29 protein-coding genes and 3 tRNA genes are annotated in these 26,002 nt (G+C 56.1%); 16 read left to right on the plus strand and 16 right to left on the minus strand.

The genetic code is table 11. From position 1 onward, the window contains the following. The first annotated feature begins 3 nt into the window (after positions 1 to 3). Positions 4 to 1,932, plus strand: a complete 1,929-nt coding sequence (locus tag CDI07_RS05870) for a helicase C-terminal domain-containing protein (RefSeq protein ID WP_088180723.1) — start codon at positions 4 to 6, stop codon at positions 1,930 to 1,932. A gap of 155 nt (positions 1,933 to 2,087) precedes the next feature. On the opposite strand, the gene CDI07_RS05875 is transcribed toward CDI07_RS05870, so the two are convergent. Further along, positions 2,088 to 2,195 (minus strand) — tRNA-Met (locus tag CDI07_RS05875). Between the two features lie 119 nt (positions 2,196 to 2,314). Between CDI07_RS05875 and CDI07_RS05880 the strand changes: the two genes are divergently transcribed. Next, positions 2,315 to 3,484 carry a transglutaminase-like domain-containing protein gene (locus CDI07_RS05880; RefSeq protein ID WP_226996541.1) on the plus strand — a complete coding sequence of 390 codons (1,170 nt, stop codon included), beginning with the start codon at positions 2,315 to 2,317 and terminating at the stop codon, positions 3,482 to 3,484. On the opposite strand, the gene CDI07_RS05885 is transcribed toward CDI07_RS05880, so the two are convergent. Together CDI07_RS05885 and CDI07_RS05890 are read right to left on the minus strand one after the other, a co-directional pair. Beyond that, positions 3,459 to 4,694: a DEAD/DEAH box helicase gene (locus CDI07_RS05885; protein WP_088180724.1), complete on the minus strand. Its 1,236-nt coding sequence runs from the start codon at positions 4,692 to 4,694 to the stop codon at positions 3,459 to 3,461. The two genes, CDI07_RS05880 and CDI07_RS05885, sit on opposite strands and share 26 nt — an antisense overlap. A 69-nt stretch (positions 4,695 to 4,763) precedes the next feature. Beyond that, a tRNA-Lys gene (locus tag CDI07_RS05890) sits at positions 4,764 to 4,841 on the minus strand. A 110-nt stretch (positions 4,842 to 4,951) separates the two neighbouring features. On the opposite strand from CDI07_RS05890, the gene CDI07_RS05895 reads away from it, so the two are divergent. Further along, positions 4,952 to 5,039, plus strand: a tRNA-Leu gene (locus CDI07_RS05895). 419 nt (positions 5,040 to 5,458) lie between these two features. After that, the gene (locus CDI07_RS05900) at positions 5,459 to 6,352 is read left to right on the plus strand and encodes a hypothetical protein (RefSeq protein ID WP_088180725.1); all 894 of its coding nucleotides are present in this window, start codon (positions 5,459 to 5,461) and stop codon (positions 6,350 to 6,352) included. A gap of 18 nt (positions 6,353 to 6,370) precedes the next feature. Here the strand turns inward: CDI07_RS05900 and CDI07_RS05905 are convergent, their stop codons facing one another. Genes CDI07_RS05905 through CDI07_RS05915 form a run of 3 tightly spaced genes read right to left on the minus strand, consistent with a single transcriptional unit; the run spans position 6,371 to position 8,559 of the window. Beyond that, positions 6,371 to 6,985: a rhomboid family intramembrane serine protease gene (locus CDI07_RS05905; RefSeq protein WP_088180726.1), complete on the minus strand. Its 615-nt coding sequence runs from the start codon at positions 6,983 to 6,985 to the stop codon at positions 6,371 to 6,373. Next, positions 6,975 to 7,745: a bifunctional fructose-bisphosphatase/inositol-phosphate phosphatase gene (locus CDI07_RS05910; RefSeq protein ID WP_088180727.1), complete on the minus strand. Its 771-nt coding sequence runs from the start codon at positions 7,743 to 7,745 to the stop codon at positions 6,975 to 6,977. Before CDI07_RS05910 ends, CDI07_RS05905 begins: the two co-directional genes overlap by 11 nt. Position 7,746: 1 nt before the next feature. Then, positions 7,747 to 8,559 carry a DUF63 family protein gene (locus CDI07_RS05915; RefSeq protein WP_088180728.1) on the minus strand — a complete coding sequence of 271 codons (813 nt, stop codon included), beginning with the start codon at positions 8,557 to 8,559 and terminating at the stop codon, positions 7,747 to 7,749. 73 nt (positions 8,560 to 8,632) lie between these two features. On the opposite strand from CDI07_RS05915, the gene CDI07_RS05920 reads away from it, so the two are divergent. Then, a complete protein-coding gene (locus CDI07_RS05920; protein ID WP_088180729.1) occupies positions 8,633 to 9,673 on the plus strand; it encodes an NAD(P)-dependent glycerol-1-phosphate dehydrogenase in 1,041 nt (346 codons plus the stop codon). 33 nt (positions 9,674 to 9,706) lie between these two features. Continuing rightward, positions 9,707 to 10,141 (plus strand): UPF0179 family protein, encoded by a 435-nt coding sequence (locus CDI07_RS05925; protein ID WP_088180730.1) that lies wholly within the window; start codon positions 9,707 to 9,709, stop codon positions 10,139 to 10,141. Here the strand turns inward: CDI07_RS05925 and CDI07_RS05930 are convergent. Genes CDI07_RS05930 through CDI07_RS05940 form a run of 3 tightly spaced genes read right to left on the minus strand, consistent with a single transcriptional unit; the run spans position 10,138 to position 12,602 of the window. After that, positions 10,138 to 11,142: a biotin-dependent carboxyltransferase family protein gene (locus tag CDI07_RS05930; RefSeq protein ID WP_088180731.1), complete on the minus strand. Its 1,005-nt coding sequence runs from the start codon at positions 11,140 to 11,142 to the stop codon at positions 10,138 to 10,140. The two genes, CDI07_RS05925 and CDI07_RS05930, sit on opposite strands and share 4 nt — an antisense overlap. After that, positions 11,135 to 11,830, minus strand: a complete 696-nt coding sequence (gene pxpB / locus CDI07_RS05935; protein ID WP_088180732.1) for a 5-oxoprolinase subunit PxpB — start codon at positions 11,828 to 11,830, stop codon at positions 11,135 to 11,137. The genes CDI07_RS05930 and pxpB overlap by 8 nt, the downstream gene beginning before the upstream one ends. Before the next feature lie 4 nt (positions 11,831 to 11,834). Beyond that, positions 11,835 to 12,602, minus strand: coding sequence for a LamB/YcsF family protein (locus tag CDI07_RS05940; protein WP_088180733.1), 768 nt, complete (start codon positions 12,600 to 12,602; stop codon positions 11,835 to 11,837). Between the two features lie 59 nt (positions 12,603 to 12,661). On the opposite strand from CDI07_RS05940, the gene CDI07_RS05945 reads away from it, so the two are divergent. Then, positions 12,662 to 13,168 carry a type II toxin-antitoxin system VapC family toxin gene (locus CDI07_RS05945; protein ID WP_088180734.1) on the plus strand — a complete coding sequence of 169 codons (507 nt, stop codon included), beginning with the start codon at positions 12,662 to 12,664 and terminating at the stop codon, positions 13,166 to 13,168. 119 nt (positions 13,169 to 13,287) lie between these two features. Here the strand turns inward: CDI07_RS05945 and CDI07_RS05950 are convergent, their stop codons facing one another. From CDI07_RS05950 to CDI07_RS05965, 4 genes are read right to left on the minus strand one after another with little or no spacing between them, the layout of a single operon-like run. Next, positions 13,288 to 13,686, minus strand: a complete 399-nt coding sequence (locus CDI07_RS05950) for a hypothetical protein (protein WP_088180735.1) — start codon at positions 13,684 to 13,686, stop codon at positions 13,288 to 13,290. A gap of 27 nt (positions 13,687 to 13,713) precedes the next feature. After that, positions 13,714 to 14,046 carry a hypothetical protein gene (locus CDI07_RS05955; protein WP_088180736.1) on the minus strand — a complete coding sequence of 111 codons (333 nt, stop codon included), beginning with the start codon at positions 14,044 to 14,046 and terminating at the stop codon, positions 13,714 to 13,716. After that, positions 14,043 to 14,873, minus strand: a complete 831-nt coding sequence (locus CDI07_RS05960; RefSeq protein ID WP_088180737.1) for a DNA-3-methyladenine glycosylase — start codon at positions 14,871 to 14,873, stop codon at positions 14,043 to 14,045. The genes CDI07_RS05955 and CDI07_RS05960 overlap by 4 nt, the downstream gene beginning before the upstream one ends. Next, a complete protein-coding gene (locus tag CDI07_RS05965) occupies positions 14,855 to 15,154 on the minus strand; it encodes a hypothetical protein (protein ID WP_088180738.1) in 300 nt (99 codons plus the stop codon). Before CDI07_RS05965 ends, CDI07_RS05960 begins: the two co-directional genes overlap by 19 nt. Positions 15,155 to 15,245: 91 nt before the next feature. Here CDI07_RS05965 and CDI07_RS05970 point away from each other — a divergent pair, with 91 nt between their 5' ends. The 6 genes from CDI07_RS05970 to CDI07_RS05995 all read left to right on the plus strand — a co-directional run bounded on the left by CDI07_RS05970 (position 15,246) and on the right by CDI07_RS05995 (position 20,615). Further along, entirely contained in the window at positions 15,246 to 16,583 is a 1,338-nt protein-coding gene (locus CDI07_RS05970; RefSeq protein ID WP_088180739.1) for a nodulation protein NfeD, read from the plus strand. After that, positions 16,580 to 17,434 (plus strand): slipin family protein, encoded by an 855-nt coding sequence (locus tag CDI07_RS05975; RefSeq protein ID WP_226996543.1) that lies wholly within the window; start codon positions 16,580 to 16,582, stop codon positions 17,432 to 17,434. Before CDI07_RS05970 ends, CDI07_RS05975 begins: the two co-directional genes overlap by 4 nt. 175 nt (positions 17,435 to 17,609) lie before the next feature. After that, positions 17,610 to 18,389 (plus strand): cell division ATPase MinD, encoded by a 780-nt coding sequence (gene minD, locus CDI07_RS05980; protein WP_088180740.1) that lies wholly within the window; start codon positions 17,610 to 17,612, stop codon positions 18,387 to 18,389. Next, positions 18,389 to 18,637, plus strand: coding sequence for a hypothetical protein (locus CDI07_RS05985; protein WP_088180741.1), 249 nt, complete (start codon positions 18,389 to 18,391; stop codon positions 18,635 to 18,637). The genes minD and CDI07_RS05985 overlap by 1 nt, the downstream gene beginning before the upstream one ends. 91 nt (positions 18,638 to 18,728) lie before the next feature. Further along, on the plus strand, positions 18,729 to 18,977 hold the full coding sequence (locus CDI07_RS05990; RefSeq protein ID WP_088180742.1) for a hypothetical protein: 249 nt from the start codon (positions 18,729 to 18,731) through the stop codon (positions 18,975 to 18,977). A 126-nt stretch (positions 18,978 to 19,103) separates the two neighbouring features. After that, positions 19,104 to 20,615: an AMP phosphorylase gene (locus tag CDI07_RS05995; RefSeq protein ID WP_088180743.1), complete on the plus strand. Its 1,512-nt coding sequence runs from the start codon at positions 19,104 to 19,106 to the stop codon at positions 20,613 to 20,615. A gap of 1 nt (position 20,616) precedes the next feature. On the opposite strand, the gene CDI07_RS06000 is transcribed toward CDI07_RS05995, so the two are convergent. Continuing rightward, positions 20,617 to 21,003, minus strand: a complete 387-nt coding sequence (locus CDI07_RS06000; protein WP_088180744.1) for a DUF2095 family protein — start codon at positions 21,001 to 21,003, stop codon at positions 20,617 to 20,619. 61 nt (positions 21,004 to 21,064) lie between these two features. On the opposite strand from CDI07_RS06000, the gene CDI07_RS06005 reads away from it, so the two are divergent. Beyond that, complete coding sequence (locus CDI07_RS06005) at positions 21,065 to 21,529, plus strand: DUF123 domain-containing protein (protein WP_088180745.1); 465 nt, start codon at positions 21,065 to 21,067, stop codon at positions 21,527 to 21,529. Next, positions 21,504 to 22,265 (plus strand): geranylgeranylglyceryl/heptaprenylglyceryl phosphate synthase, encoded by a 762-nt coding sequence (locus tag CDI07_RS06010; RefSeq protein WP_088180746.1) that lies wholly within the window; start codon positions 21,504 to 21,506, stop codon positions 22,263 to 22,265. The genes CDI07_RS06005 and CDI07_RS06010 overlap by 26 nt, the downstream gene beginning before the upstream one ends. Here the strand turns inward: CDI07_RS06010 and CDI07_RS06015 are convergent. Then, positions 22,262 to 22,501: a hypothetical protein gene (locus CDI07_RS06015; protein ID WP_088180747.1), complete on the minus strand. Its 240-nt coding sequence runs from the start codon at positions 22,499 to 22,501 to the stop codon at positions 22,262 to 22,264. The two genes, CDI07_RS06010 and CDI07_RS06015, sit on opposite strands and share 4 nt — an antisense overlap. 151 nt (positions 22,502 to 22,652) lie before the next feature. On the opposite strand from CDI07_RS06015, the gene CDI07_RS06020 reads away from it, so the two are divergent. Continuing rightward, entirely contained in the window at positions 22,653 to 23,495 is an 843-nt protein-coding gene (locus CDI07_RS06020; protein WP_088180748.1) for a M55 family metallopeptidase, read from the plus strand. Between the two features lie 101 nt (positions 23,496 to 23,596). Here the strand turns inward: CDI07_RS06020 and CDI07_RS06025 are convergent, their stop codons facing one another. Further along, a complete protein-coding gene (locus tag CDI07_RS06025; protein WP_088180749.1) occupies positions 23,597 to 25,972 on the minus strand; it encodes a DEAD/DEAH box helicase in 2,376 nt (791 codons plus the stop codon). Between the last annotated feature and the right edge of the window lie 30 nt (positions 25,973 to 26,002).

Raw genomic sequence — 26,002 nt, forward strand, 5'->3', positions numbered from 1 at the left:
CCCATGAGCGAAACGGGCGAAGGGTTCGAGTACTTTCCCTACGAGGAACTCAGACCACATCAGCGGGAATTCATAGACCTCGTTGCGGAGGCAGTTAAAAACGGCGAGAACGCCATAATAGAGGCTCCTACCGGTTTTGGAAAGACCGTGAGCGTTCTGGCGGGGATCCTGCCTTACGCCAAGGAGATGGGCTACAAGGTTCTCTATCTAGCCAGAACCCACAGACAGATGGACAGGGTCATAGAGGAGCTGAAGGCGATAAACAGGAGAAACCCGGTTTCCGGCGTTGAACTGAGAAGCAGGAAGGACCTCTGCCTGCACACGTACCTCACCCAGTTCACGAGCGATGCATACACCGCCATGGTCGTCTGCAAGAACCTCAAGAAGCTCAAGAAGTGCGAGTTCTACGAGAACGAGAAGAAGAAAAAGACGGAATTCGACGAGCTGGTGAAGTTCTTTCTGAGCGAGCCGAGCCATCCGGCCGAGATTCTGAGCTACGCCGAAACCCTGGAGCTGTGCCCCTACGATTTAACCAAGAGGATAGCGGAGAAGGCTGACGTCATAGTGGCCAGTTACCTCTACCTCCTCAGCCCCACCATCCGGGAGAACTTCATAAGCTCCCTCGACGTTGACTACTCCGACCTGATAGTCGTCTTCGACGAGGCCCACAACCTGCCGGACCAGGCGATTTCGGCTTTAAGCGACCGGATAAGTATACACACGGTAAACAGGGCGATAAAGGAGGCCGACGAGTACAACGAACATGAGATAGCCAACTTCCTCAGCATCTTTGCCAGGGGGCTGGAGATACTCTACGACGAGAAGCTCAAGGACAGGGACGTGCACGAAACCCCCATCCAGCCGGAGCTCGTTTTTGCACACGTCATTGATATTCTGAGCCTCGACACCAGGAGGCTCGTTAGAATACTCAACGACATGGTGGCGGTTGGCGACGCCATAAGGGAGGACAGGATAGAGAAGGGCAAGCCGCCCCGCTCCTACATCGGCCGCGTCGGCGAGTTCCTCCTCTTCTGGCTCTCGCTCATTGGACGGGAGGACTACCTCTTCCTCATGAGCAGGGACAGGGGGTTGAGCCTTGAGCTCGTGGCGCTGGATCCCTCGAAAGCCCTGGGCTTCATCAGAAACGTCCAGAGCGCGGTTTTCATGTCCGGGACCCTCACCCCGATGGAGGCCTTCCGCGACGTTATGGGCATCGAAAACGTCCGGATGAAGAAGTTCCCGAGGATGGTAAAGCGGGAAAACGCGCAGGTTTTAGTTGCCAAAGACGTCTCGACGAGAGGCGATGAGCGTTCGCTCCAGGTTTACAGGCGCATGGTGGAGTACATCGTCGAGGCGGCCAAGCTCATACCGAAGAACGTCGGGGTCTTCACGGCTTCCTACGAGGTCCTTCAGGGGCTTCTCTCGGCAAACCTCCAGGTTCGCCTTGAGGAGACCGGAAAGGCGATATTCATTGAGAAGCAGGGCGTCAGCTCAGCCGAGAACGATGCGATGGTAGCGAGCTTCAAGGCCCACGCCAAGGGCAGGGGAGCGGTGCTCCTCGGGGTCATGGGGGGCAGGAACAGTGAGGGGCAGGACTACAGCGGCGACGAGATGAACGGTGTTGTGCTCGTTGGGATACCCTACGCGAGGCCAACTCCGAGGGTTCAGGCCCAGATAAGGTACTTCGAGCGCAAGTTCCCTGGGAAGGGCCGTTACTATGGCTATTACCTGCCGGCCCACAGGAAGCTCGTCCAGGCGGCTGGAAGAGTTCACCGCTCGGCCGAGGAGAAAGGGTCCATAATAGTCCTAGACTACCGCCTCCTCTGGAGCTCGATAAAGAAGGACCTGCCGGACTGGATGCGCGAGAGCATGAGGCCAGTTGACCGAGCGAGGATGAGGCTGTACCTGAGGAGGTTCTGGGGAACACGCTGAGAGAAGTTTCTGTCCAAGGAGTTTCTTTGGACTAACAGGACACCAACGCGTGCATTCTAAGATTTGCCCGTGAAGAGGGTTTTGACTTCAAAACAGGATGTTATAGAAAAGCACGCAAGTTTTCCGTCAACGCTTTGCGAAGCAAAGGGTTGTAATGGTGCCGGGGCGGGGCTTTGAACCCCGGACCTCTCGGTTTCTCAGGCTCCCCCGAAGGGGAGCGGCCCTATGAGCCGAGCGCTCTGACCAGGCTAAGCTACCCCGGCACTGCCCGAGCGCCCGGGTTATACCTTCAGGAGGGCATTTTTAAATCTTTCGATGGACATGCACCCGATGCTTCTCCGCCGGGGAGCTGTTTTATAAGCCCTTCTCCCAAGTTAGTTCCATGATGAGAAGGTTCCTCGCGGCATTTACCATCGCGTTCATCGTCATCATCGCGGGCTGCCTCTCAGTCACTCCGGAGACCGGAACGTCCGGAGGCACGGCATACCCATCCACGACTTCAACTACTCCTCTCTCGACCCCAACGCCTGGTCCATCCCCGGCGACCTGGACGAATCCCCTCGTTAAATGGGAGAACGCAACGGTATCCCTGCCAAGCCAGGACGCCGAGTTCAGCTGTCAGGGAATCCTCTGGCGTTACATCCTCAAGGACGCACTCGCATGCATGCTGAGCAGGGAAGAGCTTGAGGTCATATCGTCCCTCGCGGAGGAGCTCAAGGGGGGAGACCTCACCCAAAGCGCCTGGAACGTTCTTGCCTGGGAAGGGGAGTGGCTGAGCTACGACTGGGAGAAGGCCAAGCAGCCCTTCGCCAAGGTCATAATATACCCCGACGGGCGACAGGAGGTCGTTGAGGGGCAGAACAACACGATTCAGACCCCCTATGAGACGATAATGAAGAGAACCGGGGTATGCACCGACTACACCGTTCTCACGGATGCCCTGCTCTTAGCCATGAACTACTCACCGGTCTACGCGATGGCCATAAACCTCACCGATTTGGGACACGCAACGGCCTTGGTAAAGATAAACGGCTGGTACTTCGCCCTCGACCAGCACCTTCCGCCCATGGATCTGGGTGCCTACTACCGCTACTGGGAGCGGCAGGGGAGCAGGATAATCAACGCCACGCTCTACGAAATAACACCGGGAGGGGAGAAGGCCACCGTCAAGGTTCTCGGCGTCGTTACCGGCGAGGAGTTCCTTAACCAGGATTACACCATGGGCGATGCCGACGCGAGGAATTTAGCCGTCTCGATGATGAACTCTCTGTATAGCCGGTTTGGCCTGAAGGCCGATGAATCCCTGAAGAGTCTCTCCGACGGAAAGCTCCCGAAGGGATACAAGGCCGGCTGGACGTGGGGGGTTACCTACTACAACCTGGCCGACTACTACCACCCGTTTTTCCACGAACAGTACACCGAGTGGCTGGTCTCTCAGATGCTTTCAGACGCGGAGTTCGCAGGCTACGTTCAGAAGAGTGACGCGGTCTGGATAGAGGTTAGAATAGAGGGCGAGGATTTGATCCTCACCATCTACCTCGGGAGTTCTTAGAATAGCCCCGGGAGTTCCCGCGGTAACGGGAATTTCTTCTTCCGTTTCTTCTGTAGCCATCTGAATGGCCGCGCTCGTACCTCTCCCGGTACTCCTTCGGGATTTCTTCGCTGAGCTCGGATTTCCTTATCTCCACCCCTGCAACTTGAGCAATGTAGCGCAGCCTCTTGAACTCGCCGGGCATTATGAAGGTTATCGCCCTTCCCCGCTTGCCCATCCTGCCGGTTCTCCCTATCCTGTGGACGTAGTCCTCGGCCGTCATGGGCAGGGAGTAGTTGACGATGTGGCTTATGTCCTGGACGTCCAAGCCACGCGCGGCGACATCGGTTGCCACGAGAATCCCCGTCCTCTTGGTCTTGAAGCGCCAGAAGGTTCTCTCACGGGCGGCCTGGCTCATGTCGCCGTTTAAAGCCTCGGCGCTGTAGCCCCCCCTCCTAAGCTTCTCGCTCAGCTCTCTGGTTTCCCTCTTGGTGGCGCAGAAGACTATGCCGTAGAAGTCGTCGCTGAGGATCTTCTTCAGCACCGTGAACTTTCTCGCGGGAACGACCTCCACGTACTCCTGATCCACCATCTCGGGCACGAGTTCGTCGCTGCTGACGCTTATCACCTCGTAGTCCCCCATGTAGCGCCTCGCGAGCCTTCTAATCTCGGGGGGCATGGTGGCAGAAAACATCAGCACCCTCTTTCTCCTCGGGGTCTCCCTGAAAATCGCCTCTATGTCGTCTATAAAGCCCATGTCGAGCATTCTGTCAGCCTCATCGAGGATGAAAAACTTCACGGAGCTCAGGTCGAGGGTTCCGCGCCTTATGTGGTCGAGAACCCTCCCGGGGGTTCCGACTACAACGTGGGTTCCCCTCTCAAGAGCCCTGATCTGCGGCCCTATCGGCTGGCCGCCGTAGATGGCATAGACGTAAACCCTCTTCCTCCCGCGGAGACTCTTGATTTCATCCGCCACCTGGAGGGCGAGCTCCCTCGTGGGGGTCAATATTATTGCCTGAACGGCCTTTATCTTCGGGTCAATCGCCTCGATTATGGGGAGTGCAAAGGCAGCTGTTTTCCCCGTCCCGGTCTGGGACTGGCCGATTATATCGACGTCGCCCGATAGAAGACGTGGAATGACTTCCCTCTGAATGTCCGTTGGGGTCTCAAAACCCTTCTCTCTAACCGCCACTAACGTGGCCTTGGATAAGCCTAAGCTTTCAAAACTCATTTTTCTAACTCCTTACGTTACTCAAACGCATCCCTTCTCAAACGGAACGCGTCGAGAAGAAACGCGGTCTGGCGGGCCGGGGGGGATTCGAACCCCCGACCACGGGATTAAGAGTCCCGCGCTCTAACCATGCTGAGCTACCGGCCCTCAACCCGAAGTCATAGACGGGAGGTTGCTTTATAAATTTTTTGGTCAGAGGCCGAAAAGGGGGCAGGGAAAACTTTATAAAGCCTCTCCGAGCGTTATACTTTGGCAACGCGGGGGTTGCCGAGCCTGGTCAAAGGCGCGGGATTGAGGGTCCCGTCCCGTAGGGGTTCCGGGGTTCAAATCCCCGCCCCCGCACCACACAAACTTCGCCTTCGCGAAGTTTGATCAAGGTTCGTAGTTCCTTCTGAAAAGCTAAATTCTTGGGCGATTTCTCTTCAAATGGCCGCTTTAAGAATGAGAACTTTCCAAATTGCCCCCTTTGGCTGGTTTAACTCTAAGATAGACGCCCCAAGGGCGTCAATGGAGAGCAAACCCCGTTCAATGGCTTCTTCAAAGTCTTCTCGCTTGAAAATGGGCACTTGGGAAATAAATCAGCTTGCATGAGCGTTCTCTGTGAGGAGCTACATGCTTTTGGAAAAGCTTGTTCCAAAGCTTCAGCACTGACGAAAGACAGGTCATTTACCTGACCAAACCGAGCACTGAGTACGCAAGAAAGCATTATATAGAACGGATTCCAACATTCCCTGAAGGTAAGATGGCCCCGAGGTCGGAGGGCTATGAAAAAGAAAGCTGTTGCTGGGTTGGTACTTGTTGCGGTTCTATCCTTGGGCCTGTTCCTGTTCTTTCGTGGAATTTTGATTCCCGTGGAAGCCGAAAGGATATACTTCGGCGACGATTCGGGCTTTCGGTCCTGTCCGCCAAGCATCAAAATAACGTCCCAGTACTATGAAAACCATTCCCGGTACTTCGTCAACTTCACTATCTCAACTAACAGCTCCTCAAGCCTGGAGTTCTCCCTGGAGGGTGTTATAGAGGAGCACGTGTGCATTCCGGAGGGTATTGTCCTTTACACCTATTATCCCGGTGACTGGGCAGGAATCAATGCCGCACTTGTGGATTACAGCCTTAATACAGTGTGGAAAAGGCACTTCCAAGCTTTTCCGGTGAAGTATCACAATGGTGAGCTTCTTTTAACGAGTTCGTGCATATACTTCGTGAACGCATCAACTGGGGATTTGAGCAGAGAGATATGCCCCGGTGTAGCCAGAGCACAAGTCCCCGGTGTGAAGATTCTGGGCGATGAAACATACTTCACGGTCGTTCACTACAGCGTCTTTACCATGAATTCTCAGGTGCACATTTACAGGGTCAAAGACGGTAAAAGGGAGGAGGCTCTAATTGTGAAAATGGACGAGCATTTGTTAGGGGCCAGAGCGATTCTCGATGTTAGTGAAGAGTACGTAGCGGTGGCATATTACCTCAGAGGAGTCAGTGGGGCAGAGAAAAACGGTTTGTGCGTGTTTGAACGGAACACCTTTAGAAAAATCTCATGCAGAGAACTCAAAGCGGATAATAGACCCCTGGAAGTAAAGCTTCGTGGGGATGTGGTGTATCTCCAAACGACCAAGGGGCTGGAAGTGTACCGAATCTTAACCCTCAGCCATCCCTAAAATTGAAAAAACGAGACGTCACCACCCGTAGCCGTACATCCTCGCCATCAGGTGCCTCTTGATCCGCCTGCCGTAGTAGTAGCCTATTGCCATTCCAACGAGCAGCCCGCCGAGATGGGCGTAGATGTTGACGCTTGGCAGCAGGCTGTTTATCAGGAAGAGCACGAAGGCGTTTATCAGCGCGGCCTGCATGTTCCCGCCGACGACGCCGGTTATGAGTATCAGCGCCCCAACTATGCCAAAGAGCGAGCCGCTCGCGCCGGCGCTGACCGAGTTGGCCGGCAGCAGGAAGAGCGTCAGAAGGTTTCCTGCCAGACCCGAGACGAGGTAGACCATAACGAGCCGTTTCGGTCCGAGGATTCCTTCGAGCTGCCTGCCCATCATCAGAAGGAAGTACATGTTGAAGCCTATGTGGAGTATGCCCACGTGCACGAACATCGCGCTGATGAGCTGCCACCACCAGCCGTAGTTGAGGACGGCGTAGTTCCACTGGCCGAGCCTTGCCAAGACTTCGATGCTTATGCTGAAGGGGTTTCCGCTGAGTATTGACTCTAAGATGTAGACCGAGACGTTTATCAGGAAGAGGGTGAAGGTAGCCTTCCCGTAGCGGTGGAAATAGCCCTCAAGGCTCATTTTTCAGCTCCTCCAGGATCATGTCGAGCAGGTAGCGGTCGTTGACGGCTATTACGTTCGTCTTGGTGGTCGCGTCGAGCCTCAGCTCCAGCTCCCTACCGGTCTCGTCGGTGACTATCGCCCCGGCTTCCTTGGCTATGAGCACCCCCGCGGCTATGTCCGTCGTCCTCACGTAGTTCCTTATGTCCAAGACTCCGTCGAGGGCCCCCTTGGCGAGGTAGGTCAGCTCAACCGCTATGGCCCCGAGGACCCGGACCCGCTTGACCCTCTCTATTAGGCCGAGGCACCTGCCGCGCGTGTAGAAGCTCAATGCCTCTTTTCCGCGCTCGGGTTTTCTTACCCTTATGGGCCTTCCGTCCATGTAGGCGCCTTCCCCCGGCAGGGCCTCGTAAAACGTCCTCCTGACGAACTCGTATATCGCACCGTAGACGGGTTCATTCCTCCTGAAGACGGCGAAGCTGAAGGCGAATATCGGTATCCCTGCGGCGAAGTTGTAGGAGCCGTCTATCGGGTCAACGATGACCGTGTAGTCGCTCCCGTTGTCTATGAAGCCTATTTCCTCGCTGACGATGTTGACCCCGAGGGGCTGGAGCCTGCCTAGAACAACGTCTTCAGCCACTTTGTCAACGTACTTGGTAACGTCTCCGCTGACGTTTTCCCCTATTGTCTCCCCTGCCCTCGGAGTGCCGAAGAGGGGCATCACTTCCTTCTCAACCTCCCTCGCGATTTCGAGGGCAATCTCGTTCCATGGAATCTCCATATCAACCACCCATCAGCATTATCAGCAGGTTTCTCGTTCCCGGCCCAAAACCGAGGATGAACATAGTGAGCTTCACGAAGTTTATTAAATCCGGGTCCTCGTCCGCCATGGCCCGGTCCAGTATCCACACGATAGGCAGCAGTATCAGAAACTTCTCGGCGTATATAACCGCCGGCGTTCCAAAGGTATCCATCAGCCACCTCGCGAGGACGTGCTGCTCCCAGAAGCCGAGGAACTGGATTCCAACGAACGTCGTTGTGGCGTCGTAGAAGTGGGTGTAGAAGAGGAGCGAGTTGTCCCTAACGAGGGCGAGCTTCTTCGAGATGAGCCATATAAAGGCCTCGGCTATTATCAGCGCCGGGATGAAGTACTTGAAGACTTCCGGATTGAAGTCAACCTTCCCCAGGTTTATTATCAGGACGAAGACGAGCCCGCCGAGCAGAACCCAGCCGAAGTCCCGGTAGAGGGAATAGAGCTTCTCTCCAGGCCCAACGTGCCTCCAGACGACGTAGAGAGAGGCTATCGCAAAGGCCGCTATGACGAAGTAGCCGCCGGGGCTGACGGTTAGGTAGGTTCTCGGCAGAATACCGACGTCCGTCATGCTCCTCATCAGCGGGCCGAGGATTATGTACGGAATGAGCGCCTTGAAGAAGCGGTCGTCAACCTTTATCCCCATCCGCTTGAGCATCTTGTAGAGGAGTATCACAGCCACGCCCAGGATTATAGCGTAGACAACCGTGTTCACGGGGTTGTAACCCTGGTTCTCCTGTATCGGTTTGATGAAGTACTCGTAAAAGAACTCGTAGAGCCCCATTCGACCACCATAGACCGTTGTTCCGATAGCCTTAAAGCTTTTCCCACCCATAGTTATTAGGACGGTGGTTGAGATGCATCTGATGCAGCTGCCCAGAGAGGTGCTGCTGGGCGAAAATCTGAAGGGAGAGGCCGTTAACGTCGCGAAGAGACTTGGCCTGGGCGAGAGGGCTCTAGTGCTCTACGGACCGAAGACAAAGGAGATAGCCGGAAAGGACATCGAGAAGAGCCTCAGGGAGTCGTTTGATGTGAGCGCGCTGGTAATCAGGGAAGCCAGCATGGAGGAGGTCGAGAGGAGCCTTGCTAAAATTAGGGACGATAACTCTGACTGGCTCATAGCCGTTGGCGGCGGAAGTATAATCGACGTCGCCAAGCTCGCCTCGTTTAAAGCCGGAGTTCCTTTCATCAGCTTCCCGACAACCGCTTCCCATGACGGCATAGCGAGTGCAAATGCATCCATCAAAGACCTCGGAACCAAGACATCGGTCAAGGCCGTGCCGCCGGTGGCGGTGATAGCCGACGTCAGGGTCATCAAGACCGCCCCCTACCGCTACCTAGCCGCTGGAGTGGGGGACATGATAAGCAATCTGACGGCGGTGAAGGACTGGCAGCTGGCCCACAGGATAAAGGGCGAGTACTACAGCGAGTACGCGGCCTCGCTGAGCCTGATGAGCGCCAAGATGGTGATAAAGAACGCGGACATAATACGCCTCGGCAACGAGGAGAGCGTGAGGAAGGTTGTGAAGGGTCTCATCTCGTGCGGTGTGGCCATGAGCATAGCGGGCTCTTCGAGACCTGCAAGCGGCGCGGAGCACCTCTTCAGCCACGCACTCGATGCTATAGCGCCAAAACCAGCCTTGCACGGCGAGCAGGTCGGCGTTGGGACGATAATAATGGCCTACCTCCACGGGCTCAAGTGGGAGAGGATTAGGGAAACCTTAAAGAAGGTCGGGGCGCCAACTAACGCATACGAGCTTGGGATCGACCCGGAGTACATAATCGAGGCCCTCACGATTGCCCACACGATAAGGCCCGAGAGATACACGATCCTCGGGAAGGACGGTCTCACGCGAGAGGCAGCCGAGAAGGCCGCTAAAATCACCGGAGTCATCTGAAGATCACCGCTTCACAAAACGGAGGTGTTTGGAATGGCAATAATCACGTTAGTTGGGGAAAAGCTGGCAAGACCAGGGGTTGAATTCATATATTACGGCCCGGCAGAACCGTGCAAGACGTGCAAGCTCGCAGGAGTCTGCGTCGGAAACCTAGAACCCGGCAGGAGGTATAAAATCCTCCGGGTAAGGAGCATGCCCTCACACTCCTGCCCGCTTCACGAGGGCAAGGTTAGGGTTGTTGAAGTCGTCGAGCCGAGCATCGAGGTCGCGATAGAGCCGAGGCTGGCCATAGCGGGCTCCGTGATAAAGCTCCACTTCGCGGACTGCAGCGACAAGGAAAAGGCGGACCTGTTCAGGCCGGAAGGCCTCTTCGAGGGCGACCACGTGAAGATAATAGAAATCCTCGACGACGTCGAGTGCGACGGCAAGACCTACAAGGTCGTCAAGGTCATGCGCAAGAAGGACTAACACCTTCTTTCCACTTTTGTGAACGCGATCAGCTCTTCTTCCCCCGTTCTTATCCTGTAGGCGTGCATCTCCCCGTCAAGGAAGCCCTTGATTGCCCTTAGGGTTCTCTCGCGCCTAATCAGAAGCTCCCGGGCTTCATCGACGCTCACTGCCTCAAACCTCAGCCTTTCTCCCGGCCGGCTCTGGGCAACGATGGGAAGGTCTGCCGTTGAAACGACGGCTATCTTCGCGTAGCCGCCGGTCGTCTGGGCGTCGCGGAGCATCACTATCGGCTTTCCATTTGCCGGAACCTGAACCGAGCCTGTCGGTATGGCGTCCGTCACTATCCCTGCGCCCTTCTCCGAGTGCTCTATGGCCTTTCCATCGAGACGGTAGCCCATTCTGTCGGACTCAGGCGTCACGGTATAGGCCTCGCTCAGGAAGGTCTCTATCCCCTCCTCGGTGAAGTGGTCGAGGTTGGGACCGAGAACGACGCGGACGGTCTTTTCTTTCGCGGAATAGTCGGGCCTCAGCCCCGGGGGAAGGTACCTCCCATCCTTCCCAGTTAGTATCGCGTAGCCGAGGTTCAGAACATCCCCGGCCTTCAGCGGCCTTCCAAGGCCGGCCTTGGGATAGGCCGAGCAGCTCCCGAGGAGCGGCTCACACTTTATCCCGCCGGCGAAGGCTATGTAGCCGTAGAGTCCGCTCTTCAAGGCGCCAACCTCAAGGATATCTCCCCTCTTTGCCCAGTGGCTCATCCAGGGTTCTACAGGGATGCCGTTGAGTCTCACCTCAACGTCCCCAGCAACCGCAAAGACGCAGGAGGCGTTGAACCTGAGCGTTGGGCCGGCGAGGAGGAACTCAAGGGGGGGTGCATCATCGCCGTTCCCGACGAGGTAGTTCGCTATCCTCGCGGAGTAATCGTCCATGAAGCCTGAGACTGGGACACCGAGCTTTCGGTAGCCTCTCCTGCCGGAGTCCTGGACGGTGAGGAGTGAGGGAACGTTGAGAAGCTCAATCACCGTCCTCCCCCCATTCAACCTCGTAGAGCTCCCGGAACTCCGACTCATCGATGGAGACGAACCTCACCATGTCACCGGGCCTTAGAAGGGTCGGGGATTCCCTCCCGGGGTTGAAGAGCCTGAGCGGAGTCCTCCCGATGAGCCTCCAGCCGCCGGGGCTTTCGAGGGGATAGATGCCGGTCTGCCTTCCGGCTATCCCCACGGAGCCGGCTGGGACCTTTAAGCGAGGTTTTTCAAGTCTCGGTACGGCTATCCTCTCGTCCATGCCGCCGAGGTAGGCGAAACCCGGAAGGAATCCAAGGAAGTAGACGCGGTAGGTCGGCTTGGAATGTATCTCGATCACATCATCGACGGTCAGGCCGTTGTGTTCCGCCACAAAGCCGATATCCGGGCCGTACTGGCCGCCGTAAACGACGGGGATCTCGACGAGCCTCCCCTTGAAGGATTCCGGCGAAACCTGGAGGAGGGGCTCAATGGCCGCCTTCACCTCGCTGAAGCTCGCCTTGAGGGGGTCGTAGAAGACGTAGACCGTCGAGTAAGCCGGCACGGCCTCAATAAGCCATTCAAAGCCAGCCCTCCCCACAGCATCGGCAATGGCATGGACTCTGGCGTTTATCTCTTCGTCGATGACCTCGCCGAAGGACACGAGCAGCGCTGAATCACCGGCAGGTTTTATCGTTGGTTGCATGGTCTCACCGCACGATCTCCCTCATCGGCACTACCCTAACGCCCTCTTCCTCAAGGACCCTCCTTATCCGCGCCGCTATTTGAACAGCCTTTGGGTTGTCGCCATGGACGCAGATTGTATCTGCCCTAAGCTCGACCCACTCGCCGTTTATCGCCCTGACTCCACCGTCCTTGACCATCGAGACCACGCGCTCCGCTATCTCTTCCTCCTCGTGTATGACCGCTCCGGGCTTCGAACGTGGAACGAGGGTTCCGTCGGGGTTGTACGCGCGATCCGCGAAGACCTCGTGGGCAACCTTAACCCCCATCTCCTCCGCTATCTCAGCCGGCCTTGAGCCGGAGAGGGCCACGAATATCAGGTTCCTATCGAAGTCCGCTATTCCCTCTATCACGGCCCTCGCGAGCTCCTCCTCTTTAACGAGGGCGTTGTAGAGCGCCCCATGTGGCTTGACGTGCTGGAGCTCGATTCCTTCCGCCCTCGTGAAGGCGTAGAGGGCGCCGATCTGATAGAGGATGTAGTTGCGAGCTTCCTCGGGTGAGAGCTTCATGTACCTCCTGCCAAAGCCGAGAAGATCCGGGTAGCCGGGGTGCGCCCCAACGGCGACGTCCTTCTCCTTCGCGAGCCTTACCGTTTTCCTCATGACCATCGGGTCGCCGGCATGCCAGCCCGTTGCAACGTTGGCGCTCGTGATGTAGTTCATGACATCCTCGTCGAGACCGAGCTTGTACCTCCCGAAGCTCTCGCCGAGGTCCGAGTTCAGGTCAACCTTCATCCGCACCACCGGCTTCATTTCGACGGAAATCTAAAAAAGGGTTTCTCCGAGTTTAGGCCATGAAGGTTCAGGTCATCGATGCGGCGGTCTTCATTCAGGGGTTCGATGTGGAAGGCGTTACGACGCCGAAGGTCGTCGATGAGGTGAAAGACCCCGAGTCGAGGCTTTTCGTAGAGGGGCTGATAAGCGCCGGGAAGGTTAGGGTTCTGTCCCCATCCCGGGAGAGCATTGAGGCGGTAAGGGAAGCGGCGAGAAAGACGGGCGAGCTGGGAGAATTAAGCGAGGCAGACCTTGAGATTCTCGCCCTCGCGTACGAGCTTGGGGGGGTTCTATTCACCGATGATTATAACCTCCAGAACATAGCGAAAACCCTTGGGATAGAGTTCAGAACCCTGAAGCGGGGGATAAAGCGAGTCATCCGCTGGAACTACGTCTGCATCGGCTGTGGGAAGAGGTTTTCCGAGATGCCACCGGAGGGAATCTGCCCGGATTGCGGCAGTCCCGTGAGGCTGATACCGAAGAAGAAGCGCCGGAGAAAACGCCCCGGACGGGCTCGGCGCTCATAGGGTACGTCACAACCACGGAGCGGTTCAGCCCGTCTTGGAATCGTCACGGCCCGCCCGGGACGGCGTCAGATAGCATTGCTCTTCACCGATCCGCGCAATTCGCTGTCATCATCCGCGGTTCAACCTTGGAGGTAGTAGGATATAAGCTTTCTCAGCTCGACGTTGCGCTCGGGCTTCATGCGGAGAAACCTCTTAAGCCCGCCGTTCTCGGCAAGCAGGCCCGAGAGCTCGATGGCGAGTACCTTGTTGTCCTCGCTCAGGCCGTAGGCCTTGAAGCGGAGCGGGGCGTACTCCTTCTCAAGCTCCCACGTCCTTTCCTCAAGCTCTCTCACATTCTCCTCAAGCTCCTCAAGGTTTCCTTTCGGCTCGCGGAACTCCCCGGTGAGGGCGATCTCAATGACCCGCTCAGCGGGAACTCCGTACCTCTCACTGAGGCGCTCTATCTCGCCCCACAGCTCTTCGTTTATCTCGACTTCGATTTTCCCGAAGCCCTTTTTCGGCTTGATGATGAGTTTCATCCCGTTCACACTCCATGAACGACTCGTTCACGATCCGTGAACTTTCTCAAGGTCTTTCCTTTTCTCCTCGACCTTCTTCCTGAGCTCCTCGTTTTCCCTCCTCAGCCTCTCCCGTTCGGCCATCATAAACTCCTTGTCCTTCAAAGCCCTCTCGTAGAACTCTCTGAGCTCCTCTATCTCCCCTTCTATCTCCCGAAGTTTTTCCTCAAGTTTTGCGACCTTTTCAAGGAGAATCTCCTCGCGCTCGGCCTTTAGAGTATCCTCCACCCTTGGGAGGTTTTCGCGGAGGAGGGCATTGATGTCGCGCCCCTTCAAGGACTTGAATTTCTCCTTTTCCAGAATAATCTTAATCTCGCTCATTTTCTCTTCCTCTCCATCTCGGTCTTCCTGTCGTAGCAGGTGATGTAAAACGCCAGAAGCCCCTTCCACTTCCCGTAGGGTTCTATGACCTCCCTCACGTCCTTTTCTTTGACGTCCTTAACCCGCTTCCCGAAAATCTTTGCTATCCCCCTCCTGAGTCCGAGGTCTCCGGCGGGATAGACGTTCTTCCTGAGGCCATACGCGAGGAAAAGCTCCGCACTCCATTTTCCTATTCCCCTGAACCTCGTGAGGTACCCGATGGCCTCCTCAACGCCCCAGTCCCAGAGTTCGAGGTCGAGCTTTTTGACCAAATAAAGCTCCGTCAGGGACTTTATGTACCCTGCCCTATAGCCGAGCTTGGCCTTTTTCAGCTCCTCTTCGCTCAGAGATGCTATCCTCTCCGGGGTGGGGAATGCGTGTAAGTCCCCCATTGGCTTGCCCGCGAGCTTCACGAGGTTCGCGATAGTTCGCTGGGCGAATTCGAAGCTGACCTGCTGCTGGGCTATCGTCTCAACTAACGCCTGGTAGGTGCCCGGTGAGGCGGGAACGACCAGACCGTTGAACTCGTCGATCAGGAAGGCAAAGAGAGAGTCGCTTATCTCGGCGTAGAAGGAATCCAGATCCGTATCGAGGCCTAGGACAAAGGACAGCTTTTCCTTCGCGGACTTCCTTTCCCTTCTGCCCCACGAGTCGGGAAGAATGAAGTCCTCTCCATCGTAGCCGGCGATACCGCTCTCAAAAGCCTGGTAGAAAACACCGTCTTCGAACTTCCACGTTCCGTTGCGTATCATCTCATGGGTAGTCTTTCTCAGGTCAATCCCAGCCATCGGTCGAGCCTAACGGGGTTCTCCCTTATATCCTTTAGGGTTGAGACGTAGAGCCTCTTACCGTCAACGGAACGCTTGATTTGAAGCTCGCCTTTCTCTTCAAGGAAGCGAAGGGCGTCTTTAACATCCTCGGCACGAACATCGAAGTTCCGCTTGAGGAACTCCCAGTACGGCTCGCGGTTGGAATATCTAGCCGCCTCCCTCACGAGCCTCCAAGCTCGTTCAACCTTCTCATCGCCCCGTGCAACACGGTAGAGCTTGGCGAGGGTCTTCAAACTCATATTAGAAGATTGGCGTCCAATATATAAATCACTTTTGGAGGACAGGCAAAAGATTTAAACCATCCAGTGGTATTATTATCAGGCGGTACGGATGAGGCCGAGGTTTGTCCTGATTGCCCTGCTGATGCTCCTCATGCTCCTTCCGAGCGTTCATGCCCAGAGCAACGTGGTTTACGTGGCCAAGGTTGACGGCATGATAACGGGATACACCGTGGACCAGTTCGACAGATACATCAGCGAGGCCGAGAGGAACAACGCAGAGGCGATAATAATCGAACTCAACACCCCCGGAGGACGGGGAGATGCAATGCAGGCCATCGTCACGAGAATCCAGAACGCAAAGGTTCCGGTCATAATCTACGTTCACCCCTCGGGAGGGATGGCGGCCTCCGCGGGGACGTATATAGCACTCAGCTCGCATTTGATAGCAATGACACCGGGCACGGTCATAGGGGCCTGCAGGCCGATACTCGGCTACGGCCAGAACGGGAGCATCGTCGAGGCGCCGCCCAAGATAACCAACTTCTACGTGGCGTACATCCGTGAGCTCGCGAGAATGAGCGGGAGAAACGAGACACTCGCTGAGGAGTTTATAACGAAGGACAGGAGCGTAACGCCGGAGGAGGCCCTGAAGTACGGCGTCATCGAGGTCATCGCGACGAACGTTGACGAACTCCTCCAGAAGGCCGACGGAATGGAGACAAAGATACCCGTGGCCGGAAAGGGGAAGGTAACCCTTCACCTCAAGAACGCAAGGCTCGTTTACATCGAACCGTCCTTCAGGGACACGGTCGTCAAGTACATAACCGACCCAACGATAGCGTACCTCCTCCTCAACCTCGGATTCATCGGCCTCATATTCGGCTTTCTCACGCCCGGGTGGCACGTTCCGGAGACCGTCGGTGCCATAATGCTCGTTCTCGGCCTCATAGGCCTGGGATACTTCGGTTACAGCAGCGCGGCCCTAATACTCATCGTGCTCGCCATGATATTCTTCATAGCCGAGGCGCTGACACCGACCTTCGGCCTGTTCACTGTGGCGGGCGTCATAACCTTCATTCTGGGTGGAATCATGCTCTTCAGCGGAAACGGGGGTGAATACCTGGTGACCGGTGAAACGTACTCGATACTCAGAATAGCCATCATCGTCATGGCGATACTCCTCGGACTGTTCTTCCTCTTCGGCGCGGCGACAGTGGTCAAGGCGCACAGGAAGAAGCCAGAGGCCGGAAGGGAGGAGCTTGTGGGAGAGGTCGGCAAGGTCGTCGAGGACCTCGACCCGGAGGGAGTCGTCAAGCTCCACGGCGAACTCTGGAAGGCGGAGAGTAAGGACGGAAAGAGTATACCCGTTGGAGAAAAAATTAGGGTTGTTGAAGTTAAGGGGCTCACTCTTATAGTCGAAAGAATTGAGGAAAGGAGGGAGGAATGAGCATGGCCCTTGTAAGCGCCGGAAATGTTGTGTTGGCCATTGTTTTGTTGTTTGTGTTGATTATACTGGCAAGCGCCATAAAGATAGTCAAAGAGTACGAGAGGGCAGTGATATTCCGTCTCGGAAGGATAGTCGGAGCCAGAGGGCCTGGACTGTTCTTCATAATCCCGATATTCGAGAAGGCAGTGATAGTCGACCTCCGTACCAGGGTTCTCGACGTTCCGGTTCAGGAGACCATAACCAAGGACAACGTCCCCGTCAGGGTCAACGCGGTCGTTTACTTCCGCGTCATAGAGCCGGTCAAGGCCGTCACCCAGGTCAGCAACTACATCATGGCCACCAGCCAGATCGCCCAGACGACGCTGAGGAGCGTCATCGGTCAGGCACACCTCGACGAGCTGCTCAGCGAGAGGGAGAAGCTTAACCTCCAGCTCCAGAAGATCATCGACGAGGCCACCGATCCGTGGGGCATCAAAGTCAGCACGGTCGAGATAAAGGACGTTGAGCTTCCGAGCGGAATGCAGAGGGCGATGGCAAGGCAGGCAGAGGCCGAGCGTGAGAGGCGTGCGAGGATACTTCTTGCCGAGGCCGAGCGCCAGGCCGCCGAGAAGCTCCGTGAGGCCGCCGAGATAATCTCGGAGCACCCGATGGCACTCCAGCTCAGGACGCTCCAGACCATAAGCGACGTGGCTGGCGACAAGAGCAACGTCATCGTACTCACCCTGCCGATGGAGATGCTGAAGCTCTTCAGGAGTCTCGCCGACACTGCAGAGGTCGCCAAGGTAAAGCTTGAGAAAGAGGTCCGCGAGGAAGCTGAAAAGGAAGCCGAGGCGAAGGCTGAGCAAGAGTAAGGTGTGAATGGCTTTTCTTCCATCTTTTCTTTTCCATCCCTGGATGAACCGCAAAAAATAAAAGCATTGCCTGCATACTTCATACACACAGAGACACTACTCCGTATAAAATTGAAGAAATTCAGGAACGCTTTATGGGAAAGGGCGGTCACCGCTCATACCGGGGGTGTTAACTTTGGAAGGTCGTTCAATTGTTTTTGCATCGGGAAAGGGTGGAACGGGTAAAACAACGACTGTTGCCAATCTGGGTGTTGCCCTTGCCCAGTTTGGAAAGGAGGTCATCCTGCTGGATGCTGATATAACCATGGCAAACCTCAGCCTTGTTCTTGGTATGGAGGACATTCCAATAACGCTCCACGATGTTCTGGCAGGAGAGGCCGATCTCAGGGATGCAATCTACGAGGGCCCGGCCGGGGTTAAGGTCATCCCCGGTGGATTGAGCCTCGAGAAGATAAAGAAGGCCAAACCCGAGAGGCTCAGGCAGCTGATCAGAGAAATCGGCCAGATGGCGGATTTTGTCCTTATCGATGCCCCAGCGGGCCTTGAGATGACGTCCGTTACCGCGCTCCTCATTGGAAAGGAGCTTATAATCGTTACAAACCCTGAAATCTCCGCCATCACTGACTCTCTCAAGACAAAGCTGATCGCCGAGAAACTCGGAACCCTTCCGCTCGGTGCGATACTCAACAGGGTTACCAACGAGAAGACCGAACTGACCCAGGAGGAGATAGAGGCCATCCTCGAGGTACCGGTCCTCGCTATGATACCCGAGGACCCGGAGGTCAAGCGTGCCTCCGCCTACGGTGTGCCACTCGTCATCAAGAACCCGACCAGCCCGGCGGCCATAGCCATCAAGCAACTCGCGGCCAAGCTCGCAGGAATCAAGTGGCAGGCACCCGAGCCAGAGAGCCCGATAAAGAGGGTTTTCAAAGCGCTGTTTGGAGGGAAGAGGTAATGGCCGAGCCACTGCTCTACGGAATAGTGGTCATCCTCATCGTGCTCAACATAGTTCTCTTGATGCTCTACTACTCAGCCAAGAGCAACCCGTACTACGTAGTTTACGACGAAGAAACTAAGAGTGCCCTCAAGAGGCGCGTCACCAGCCTCAAGGAGGACCTTGAGAGCGAACTCGTTGACTTCGACGTCGAAGAGTGGGAGAAGACCCTCGAAGAGTCCATAGACGAAGAAGTCAGGAACCTCTGAGCTTTTCTGTTCCTTTTGTTATTAAACATTTCTGTGGCGTTAAATTTTAAAAGCCCTCCAGTATTAATTCCATTCTGGGGGGTGGGGCGCTATGAAGGTTAGGCTCGGCTATCCAGACAGGATAGTCGAGGTGGAGGATAAGGTGGTCCGGGTTTTTAAGGGCAGGCTCGTAAGCGCCCCACTGAGCGAGGTCGTTGGCTACTATCTCAGGGGAGAGGGACTTCTACCGCCGGCGGTAAGGGAGATAGTCCCCGACGTAGTGAGGGTTCTCCTCAGCACCGGCGAGCTCCAGAACAGCGTGGTTCCGGTGGCCGAGTACGGCCAGGGCCTCAGTGGCTGATCTTTTTACATTTCCCTGCCAAGCTTTATGAACGGCTGTGCTCATTTTGATGGCCAATCAGTTGAAAACATTTAAGTACTCTTCTGTCCAATACTGTGAACTCGTGTGTGAAAGGGAGGGATAGTCATGAAGGCCAAGATTAGGATACTCGACATGTACAGCGGGAGGTATTCGGTCTTCATCAACGAGAAGGAAGCCAAGAAGGCCAAACTCCACCCGGATGACCTCGTGAAGATCGAGGCCGGAAAGAAAACCGTCTACGGAAGCGTTGTCGTGAGCAATCTCGTGAAGGAGGGAGAGATTGGGATAAGCAGGGACATACTCGGGCTCCACAGCTTCTCCGAGGGGGAGGTCGTCACCGTTATACCAAGTGGCACCCCCGAGAGCGTCCGCTACATAAAGAAGAAGATGCATGGAGGGAAGCTCAGGAAGGTCGAGATAGAGGCGATAATCAAGGACATCGTGGACAGGAAGCTCCGCGACATCGAGATAAGCTCCTTCGTCACATCACTTGAGATAAACGGCCTCGACATGGACGAGATCGCCGCGCTGACGATAGCGATGGCCGAGACCGGAGACATGCTTGATATAGACAGAAAGCCGATCATGGACGTCCACAGCATCGGAGGCGTCCCCGGAAACAAGACCAACATACTCGTCGTGCCCATCGTCGCCGCCGCAGGTTTGACGATACCCAAGACCAGCTCGAGGGCAATCACAAGCGCCGCAGGCACCGCCGACGTGGTCGAGGTTTTTGCTGACGTAAGCTTCTCCCTCGATGAGATAAAGCGCATCGTGGAGAAGATAGGCGCATGTATGGTCTGGGGCGGCGCTCTGAACCTCGCCCCGGCTGATGACATCACGATAAAGTCCGAACGCGCTCTGAGCATCGACCCGACCGGCCTCATGCTCGCCAGCATAATGTCAAAGAAGTACGCGATGGGAAGCCAGTACGTTCTCATCGACATCCCAACGGGCAAGGGCGTCAAGGTGGAGACGGTCGATCAGGCCAGGGCCCTCTCCAGGGACTTCATAGAGCTGGGCAGAAGGCTTGGCCAGTACGTGGAGGTGGCCATAACCTACGGCGGCCAGCCGATAGGTCACACCGTCGGTCCGGCGCTTGAGGCCAGGGAGGCCCTCTCGGCGCTCATGACGGGGAAGGGCCCCGGAAGCCTGATAGAGAAGGCCACCGGGCTGGCGGGCATTCTCCTTGAGATGGGAGGAGTGGCGCCGACAGGGATGGGCAAGAAGATGGCGAGGGAAATCCTGGAGAGCGGAAAGGCCTACGAGAAAATGAGGGAAATTATAGAGGAGCAGGGCGGAAACCCCGACATCAAGCCGGAGGAGATACCGATAGGCGATAAGACCTACACCTTCACGGCCCCCATCAGCGGCTACATAACCGGGATAGACAACAAGGCAATAACGGGGATAGCGAGGGCCGCCGGTGCCCCCGAGGACAAGGGAGCCGGGATAGAACTCTACGTCAAGGTCGGAGAAAAGGTCAAGGAAGGCGATCCTCTATTCACGATACGCGCCGAGAGCGAGGCCAGACTCGACCAGGCGATAGTCCTCGCCAGGAGAACGGAGCCGATAAGGATAGAGGGAATGGTCCTGCAGAGGATAGGGAACATCTGAATTATTCCCTCTTCCTGTGTCTCTCGTACCATCCCCACTCTTTTTTGGAGCCGAAAGCCCTCACACCCTTCTGGACTAGGGTTATGCGCAGCTCCTTGGCCATCTCGTGGGTTATCTCCCCGCGCTCCTCCATCCAGTTGATTATCTCAAGCGCCTCGTCGTCGGTCTCGCATCTCCTGAGAAAGTCTATGACGGTTGGATTGTAGCCGGAGAAATCCCTCGCCTCCTCGTCGATGGCCTTCTTCTCGTCGGTTCTGTAAGCGTCTATCGGAACCCCTTCCTCCTCGAGTTCCTTCGCCAGGGCAGGGAAACGCTCCTCAAACTCCTCTTTGTCATACTCCTGCCAGGCAAACTCGTCAACGGGGCGCTTCTTTTTCTTTTCGTCCATTCTCCACACCTATGGGGAATTAGGCTTGAGGGTTTATAAACTCTGAGTGGGAGTCACTTCCATGAAGGGTGCGTACTTCCTGGTTATCCATCTGCCCAAGGAGAGCGAAATAACCACGAAGGGACGCAGGTTCCCCCTAAAGGGCGGATACTACGTCTACGTCGGCTCCGCCATGAACTCCCTCGAGAAAAGGGTCGCCAGGCACTTCAGGAGGCACAAAAAGCTCCACTGGCACATAGACTTCCTCCTGAAGGATGCGAAGCTCTTGAGAGCGTACATGATTCCGAGCGAGGAGAGACTTGAGGAGAAGCTCTCAGTGGAGGTCTCCAGGCATGGGGAGCCGGTGGAGGGTTTCGGCGCTGGTGACGTTAGGGTGGAGACGAACCTCTACAGATTCGACGAAGAACCGGACGCCCTCCTTATCAGAATCCTCGAAGGACTGGGCCTGAAATGGAAAAGGGTTAAAAGCGAGAGGGAAGCTATAGAATTCGGTGAGGAAAATGAAGCTCGAACTGGGGAGAGTTGAGTCCTACATTCATGAAAAGCTCAAGAGAGAGAAGCTCCACTTCGTTCTCATCGATCCCGACGACGTTACCCCAGATATCGCTGGAGAGATAGCGAGGATGAGTGAAGAAGTCGGCGTTGATGCAGTGATGATAGGCGGCTCCACGGGGGCCGAGGGGGACGTTCTGGACGGTGTCGTGAGGGCAATAAAGGAGAACTCGAGCCTTCCAACGATACTATTTCCCGGTTCCCACGGGGGGATAAGCAGGCACGCCGACGCGATATTCTTCATGAGCCTGCTCAACTCGACCAACCCGTTTTTCATAACCGGTTCCCAGGCCCTCGGCGCCTTCACTGTCAAACGCTACGGAATAGAACCTATTCCGATGGCCTACCTCATCATCGAACCCGGGGAAACCGTCGGCTGGATCGGCGATGCCAAGCCAATCCCCAGGCACAAGCCGAAAATTGCGGCGGCCTACGCCCTGGCTGGACAGTACCTGGGAATGCGCCTCGTCTACCTGGAGGCGGGGAGCGGGGCGAGGGAGCCCGTTCCGCCGGAGATGATCTCCCTCGTCCGGAGGGTTATAGACGTTCCCCTCATCGTCGGAGGTGGCATAAGAACCGGGGAACAGGCAAGAATGGCCGTCGAGGCCGGGACCGACATCATCGTCACAGGAACGGCGATAGAGAAGGCAGATTCGCTTGAGAAGGCCAGAGAAAAGCTGGAAGAACTCAATAAGGGGATAAAGGGTTAGGCCTCAGAGAGGACCTTGAAGGTTACCTTTCCGTTTTTGATTATCCTTTTGAGCTCGGAGAGAAGCTTCGGAGCGTCATCTTCGACTATCTCCATCCTGATTTCGCTAATGCCCTCCAGGGTTGGCGGGAAGAAGTGTATGTCCCGAATCTTGCCCCTAACCTTTTCATAAAGACGGCTCAGAATCTTTCCCCTTCCTTCGTAGGGCAATTTAATGTCGAGTTCAACGATTTGCATACCAATCACCACTCTATTCTATGAAAGAAGGCCTATATAACCCTTTTCATGAGCGGGAATTATTGAATTTCGTGCCGTATATTCCCCGCAGTTATGGCGCCTACCACAAGACTTATCTTTTATCGCTTCGATTTTTATCGTGGTGATGCCGATGCGTGCCTTCATATCCCTCGACCTTGAGGGCCTGCCCTATATCGTCAGCAGGGAGCATCTCTTCGTGAAGGGTGCCCTGTATTCGGAGGCCAGAAGGATAGCAACCGAGATAGCAAAGGTCACGGCCGAGACGCTGCACGAAAACGGCTTCGACGAGGTCGTCATAGCCGACAGCCACGGGCCGATGGTCAACATCCTTCCGGAAGAGATGCCCGAGTACGTCGAACTGGTCAGGGGCTTTCCGAGGCCGCTCAGCATGGTGGCCTTCGCAAAGGGGAGCGATGCCGCCCTCTTCCTCGGCTACCATGCCAAGGCTGGAACGGATAGAGCGACCTTCGACCACACCTACAGCGGGGCGAGTATAGACCGGCTTGAAATAAACGGCGTTGAGGTGAGCGAGTTCCTGCTCAACACATACCTTCTAGGGAGCTGGGGAATTCCGGTAATTCTGGTCGGCGGGGACAGGAGGCTGATAGAGACCGACGTTAAGGCCTTCACCCCCTGGGTCGTCGGCGTCCCCTTCAAGGAGTCCCCCTCGCGCTACGCCGCCAAGAGTCCCGGAATGCGCAGGATAAAGACCATGCTGAGGGAAGGCGTTAGAGAGGCCGTCGAGAGGCTGAAGAGGGGAGAAGCGAAGGCGCTCGTGATGAAGGAGCCCGTTCACGTTAGGGTTCGCTTCCTCAGAAGCGACATGGCGGACACGGCTGAACTGCTGCCCTTCGTGAAGCGCATAGATGGAAAGACGGTCGAGTTCGAGACCAAAACGGTGGAGGAAGCCTACAAGGTGTTCGAGCTGCTTACCCTAGCGGCGGCCGGAGTGAACGCCATCGTCACAAGGTAACCGAGAAGTGTGCCCCCGGGGAGCGAAGGGGAATCACGGCTCGCCGAGGCGCTCATCCCCCGCGGTTTCCCGGGGGCAACATAATCTTCCAAAATCCTGACTTAAGCTTTGTCCTCGTCCTCAACGTAGGGGGCGGTTATCACTTTCCTTATCTCCCTCGCCTTCTTTTTGCCTATTCCCTCGACTTCCTGGAGCTCCTCCTCCGTGGCGGTGAAAACGCGCTCAACGTTCCCGAAGTGCCTGAGGAGCCTCTTTGCGAGTGTGGACGAGACGTAGGGGAGGCCCTCAACGATGAGCCTCTGCCTCTCGGCGAGGGTTAAGGCCTTCTTCTCGCTCCTGAGGCGAACCTCCTTCTTCCTCTCCTCCTGCTCGCGCTTGGCCATGAGGTAGATGAACTGGGCGGTCTCCTCGGTTCCGGAGGAGAACAGTATCGGAACCCCCCAATCGAGTGTTACGGCGGCTATGGCGCCCCTGATGGCGTTGGGATGGACGTTCCTTATGCCATAGAGTTCGCCCTCTAGGATTATCACCGGCTTCTCGTAGGCCCTCTTCAGCCTCTCAACCTGGTCGAAGAGCCTGCCGTCGATGATGGACTGTATGAAGTCGTTGGCGCTCTTCCTCTCTATCCCAATCTCCTCGCTCACAACGTAGTCGGCAACGTCGAGGGTTCTGACCTCTATCTCCGCTCCGAGCTCCTTCAGGTGCTTTGGAACGCCGCTCCTAAGCTCGCGGTTGTCAACGTAAACCACTATCCCCTTGGGCTTCCTCACAAAGACAGGCTTTATCGGGAGCTTTTCATAGACCTCCTCCTTGGAAGGCCCGGGTTTCTCGGCCTTTTCCACCTTCTTCTCAGCCTTTTCGGGCTTTTCCTTCGGCTTCAGGAACTCATCTAGGGACGTTACCCTTCCCTTCGAGGGCATTTCAACACGCTCCACGGCCCTTTCCCTTATTTTACCCCTCTTCGGGTGAGCCTTCTCAAGCTCCCTGGCGAGCTTCTTTATGGCGTCGAACATTCCCTTTTCCTTCCTCCGGGAGCTCCAGTAGTAAGCTTCATCGCGCGTTCCCTTGGCCATCAGTATAACGACCCTTCCCGGTCTGTGCCTCCCGGTTCTTCCGCGCCTCTGGATGCTCCTTATGGCCGAGGGCACCGGCTCGTAGAAGATGACGAGATCAACTTCGGGCACATCGAGGCCTTCTTCGCCGACGCTCGTGGCTACCAAAACGTTGAACTCGCTGCGCGAGAACCTCTCAAGGGTCTCCTTCTGCTCTTTCTGGCTCATTCCCCTGTCGTTGCTCCTGCTCGCCTGTCCGATGAAGCGCTCGGCCGTTATTCCCTCACCGCGGAGAACCTCGACGATCTTCCTCCCGGTGTCGCGGTAGTTCGTGAAGACTATGATTTTTGAGTTCGGCTTTTTCTTCAGCTGCTCCTTAACCAGACTCAACATGCTCTCCATCTTCGGATGGTCGAGGCCAAGCTCCTTTGCCTGAACGAGGAGGTATATCACCTTCCTCATGCGCGGGTCTTCCATGAGCTGCCTGCTGGATTTCGTCCTCTTGTCCTCCCTGAGCTTCTTGAGGTACGCCCTCAGCGCGGTTAGCCCCTGCGTCTCAAGCAGCTCTATCGCGTGCTGCAACTTTACCGCCTTGGCCTGGTACATCCTAAGCCGGCCGAGCTCGTAGTTGCCCCTCGCGACCTCCTGGTTTATCTTTGAACCCGCCTGGAGAACCTCCCTCTTTGAGATGTCCGGCGAGTACGTGCTCACCAGCTTGAACTGGGCGAGGGGTTTGAGGCTCTCTTTGAGCATCTCCCTCAGAAGGGAGCGCACCTCCTTGTAGATGCCGGGGAGCTCAACCTTCACCCACTCGAAGCTCATCCTCTGAACGTAGGGTTTGACGTCGGGCGAGCTCTCGGTTCTTATCTCGATGCGCTCTATCCCGAGGTTCCTGACTATCTCCCGTATCCTCTCCTCGTCGCTTCCGGGGGATGCTGTGAGCCCGAGCACGAGCGGGTGCTTGGCAGTCCTGAGGTACTCCTTGGCTATGAAGACGTAGGAGTAGTTTCCCACCGCCCTGTGAGCCTCGTCAAAAACGAGCAGAACAACGTCCTCCAGAGAGATTTTTCCGGTAAGGATGTCGTTTTCAACGGTCTGGGGCGTGGCGGTTATTACCGTGCTCCTCACCCACAGCTCGGCCCTCTGTTTGGGGGAGAGTTCGCCGGTGAGGACGTTGATCCTCTCGGGGGGAAGGTCGAAGAGCCGCCTGAAGCTCTCGGCGTGCTGGACTGCTAAAGGCTTCGTCGGGGCGAGCATGAGAACCTTGCCGCCGTACTTCGAGAGGCGGTAGTCGGCTATGAGCATGGCTATAAGCGTCTTTCCTAACCCCGTTGGCAGGACGACGAGGCAGTTGGTTTCCTTGCAGCGGGCGTAGATTACCTCCTGATAAACGCGGGGCTCGATTAGATCGCGGCGAAGATACATGTGCTTATATCCTCGGCGAAGTTTATAAAT

Origin of the sequence: Thermococcus sp. 5-4, assembly GCF_002197185.1 — an archaeon.
Lineage (GTDB): Archaea > Methanobacteriota_B > Thermococci > Thermococcales > Thermococcaceae > Thermococcus > Thermococcus radiotolerans.

Excerpts from the sequence above, each read along its gene's own strand:
- CDI07_RS05870 (WP_088180723.1), top strand. The coding sequence starts at position 4 with ATGAGCGAAACGGGCGAAGGGTTCGAGTACTTTCCCTACGAGGAACTC.
- CDI07_RS05880 (WP_226996541.1), top strand. The coding sequence starts at position 2,315 with ATGATGAGAAGGTTCCTCGCGGCATTTACCATCGCGTTCATCGTCATC.
- CDI07_RS05885 (WP_088180724.1), bottom strand. The coding sequence starts at position 4,694 with ATGAGTTTTGAAAGCTTAGGCTTATCCAAGGCCACGTTAGTGGCGGTT.
- CDI07_RS05900 (WP_088180725.1), top strand. The coding sequence starts at position 5,459 with ATGAAAAAGAAAGCTGTTGCTGGGTTGGTACTTGTTGCGGTTCTATCC.
- CDI07_RS05905 (WP_088180726.1), bottom strand. The coding sequence starts at position 6,985 with ATGAGCCTTGAGGGCTATTTCCACCGCTACGGGAAGGCTACCTTCACC.
- CDI07_RS05910 (WP_088180727.1), bottom strand. The coding sequence starts at position 7,745 with ATGGAGATTCCATGGAACGAGATTGCCCTCGAAATCGCGAGGGAGGTT.
- CDI07_RS05915 (WP_088180728.1), bottom strand. The coding sequence starts at position 8,559 with ATGGGGCTCTACGAGTTCTTTTACGAGTACTTCATCAAACCGATACAG.
- CDI07_RS05920 (WP_088180729.1), top strand. The coding sequence starts at position 8,633 with ATGCATCTGATGCAGCTGCCCAGAGAGGTGCTGCTGGGCGAAAATCTG.
- CDI07_RS05925 (WP_088180730.1), top strand. The coding sequence starts at position 9,707 with ATGGCAATAATCACGTTAGTTGGGGAAAAGCTGGCAAGACCAGGGGTT.
- pxpB (WP_088180732.1), bottom strand. The coding sequence starts at position 11,830 with ATGCAACCAACGATAAAACCTGCCGGTGATTCAGCGCTGCTCGTGTCC.
- CDI07_RS05940 (WP_088180733.1), bottom strand. The coding sequence starts at position 12,602 with ATGAAGGTTGACCTGAACTCGGACCTCGGCGAGAGCTTCGGGAGGTAC.
- CDI07_RS05945 (WP_088180734.1), top strand. The coding sequence starts at position 12,662 with ATGAAGGTTCAGGTCATCGATGCGGCGGTCTTCATTCAGGGGTTCGAT.
- CDI07_RS05950 (WP_088180735.1), bottom strand. The coding sequence starts at position 13,686 with ATGAAACTCATCATCAAGCCGAAAAAGGGCTTCGGGAAAATCGAAGTC.
- CDI07_RS05955 (WP_088180736.1), bottom strand. The coding sequence starts at position 14,046 with ATGAGCGAGATTAAGATTATTCTGGAAAAGGAGAAATTCAAGTCCTTG.
- CDI07_RS05960 (WP_088180737.1), bottom strand. The coding sequence starts at position 14,873 with ATGGCTGGGATTGACCTGAGAAAGACTACCCATGAGATGATACGCAAC.
- CDI07_RS05965 (WP_088180738.1), bottom strand. The coding sequence starts at position 15,154 with ATGAGTTTGAAGACCCTCGCCAAGCTCTACCGTGTTGCACGGGGCGAT.
- CDI07_RS05970 (WP_088180739.1), top strand. The coding sequence starts at position 15,246 with ATGAGGCCGAGGTTTGTCCTGATTGCCCTGCTGATGCTCCTCATGCTC.
- CDI07_RS05975 (WP_226996543.1), top strand. The coding sequence starts at position 16,580 with ATGAGCATGGCCCTTGTAAGCGCCGGAAATGTTGTGTTGGCCATTGTT.
- CDI07_RS05985 (WP_088180741.1), top strand. The coding sequence starts at position 18,389 with ATGGCCGAGCCACTGCTCTACGGAATAGTGGTCATCCTCATCGTGCTC.
- CDI07_RS05990 (WP_088180742.1), top strand. The coding sequence starts at position 18,729 with ATGAAGGTTAGGCTCGGCTATCCAGACAGGATAGTCGAGGTGGAGGAT.
- CDI07_RS05995 (WP_088180743.1), top strand. The coding sequence starts at position 19,104 with ATGAAGGCCAAGATTAGGATACTCGACATGTACAGCGGGAGGTATTCG.
- CDI07_RS06000 (WP_088180744.1), bottom strand. The coding sequence starts at position 21,003 with ATGGACGAAAAGAAAAAGAAGCGCCCCGTTGACGAGTTTGCCTGGCAG.
- CDI07_RS06005 (WP_088180745.1), top strand. The coding sequence starts at position 21,065 with ATGAAGGGTGCGTACTTCCTGGTTATCCATCTGCCCAAGGAGAGCGAA.
- CDI07_RS06010 (WP_088180746.1), top strand. The coding sequence starts at position 21,504 with ATGAAGCTCGAACTGGGGAGAGTTGAGTCCTACATTCATGAAAAGCTC.
- CDI07_RS06015 (WP_088180747.1), bottom strand. The coding sequence starts at position 22,501 with ATGCAAATCGTTGAACTCGACATTAAATTGCCCTACGAAGGAAGGGGA.
- CDI07_RS06020 (WP_088180748.1), top strand. The coding sequence starts at position 22,653 with ATGCGTGCCTTCATATCCCTCGACCTTGAGGGCCTGCCCTATATCGTC.
- CDI07_RS06025 (WP_088180749.1), bottom strand. The coding sequence starts at position 25,972 with ATGTATCTTCGCCGCGATCTAATCGAGCCCCGCGTTTATCAGGAGGTA.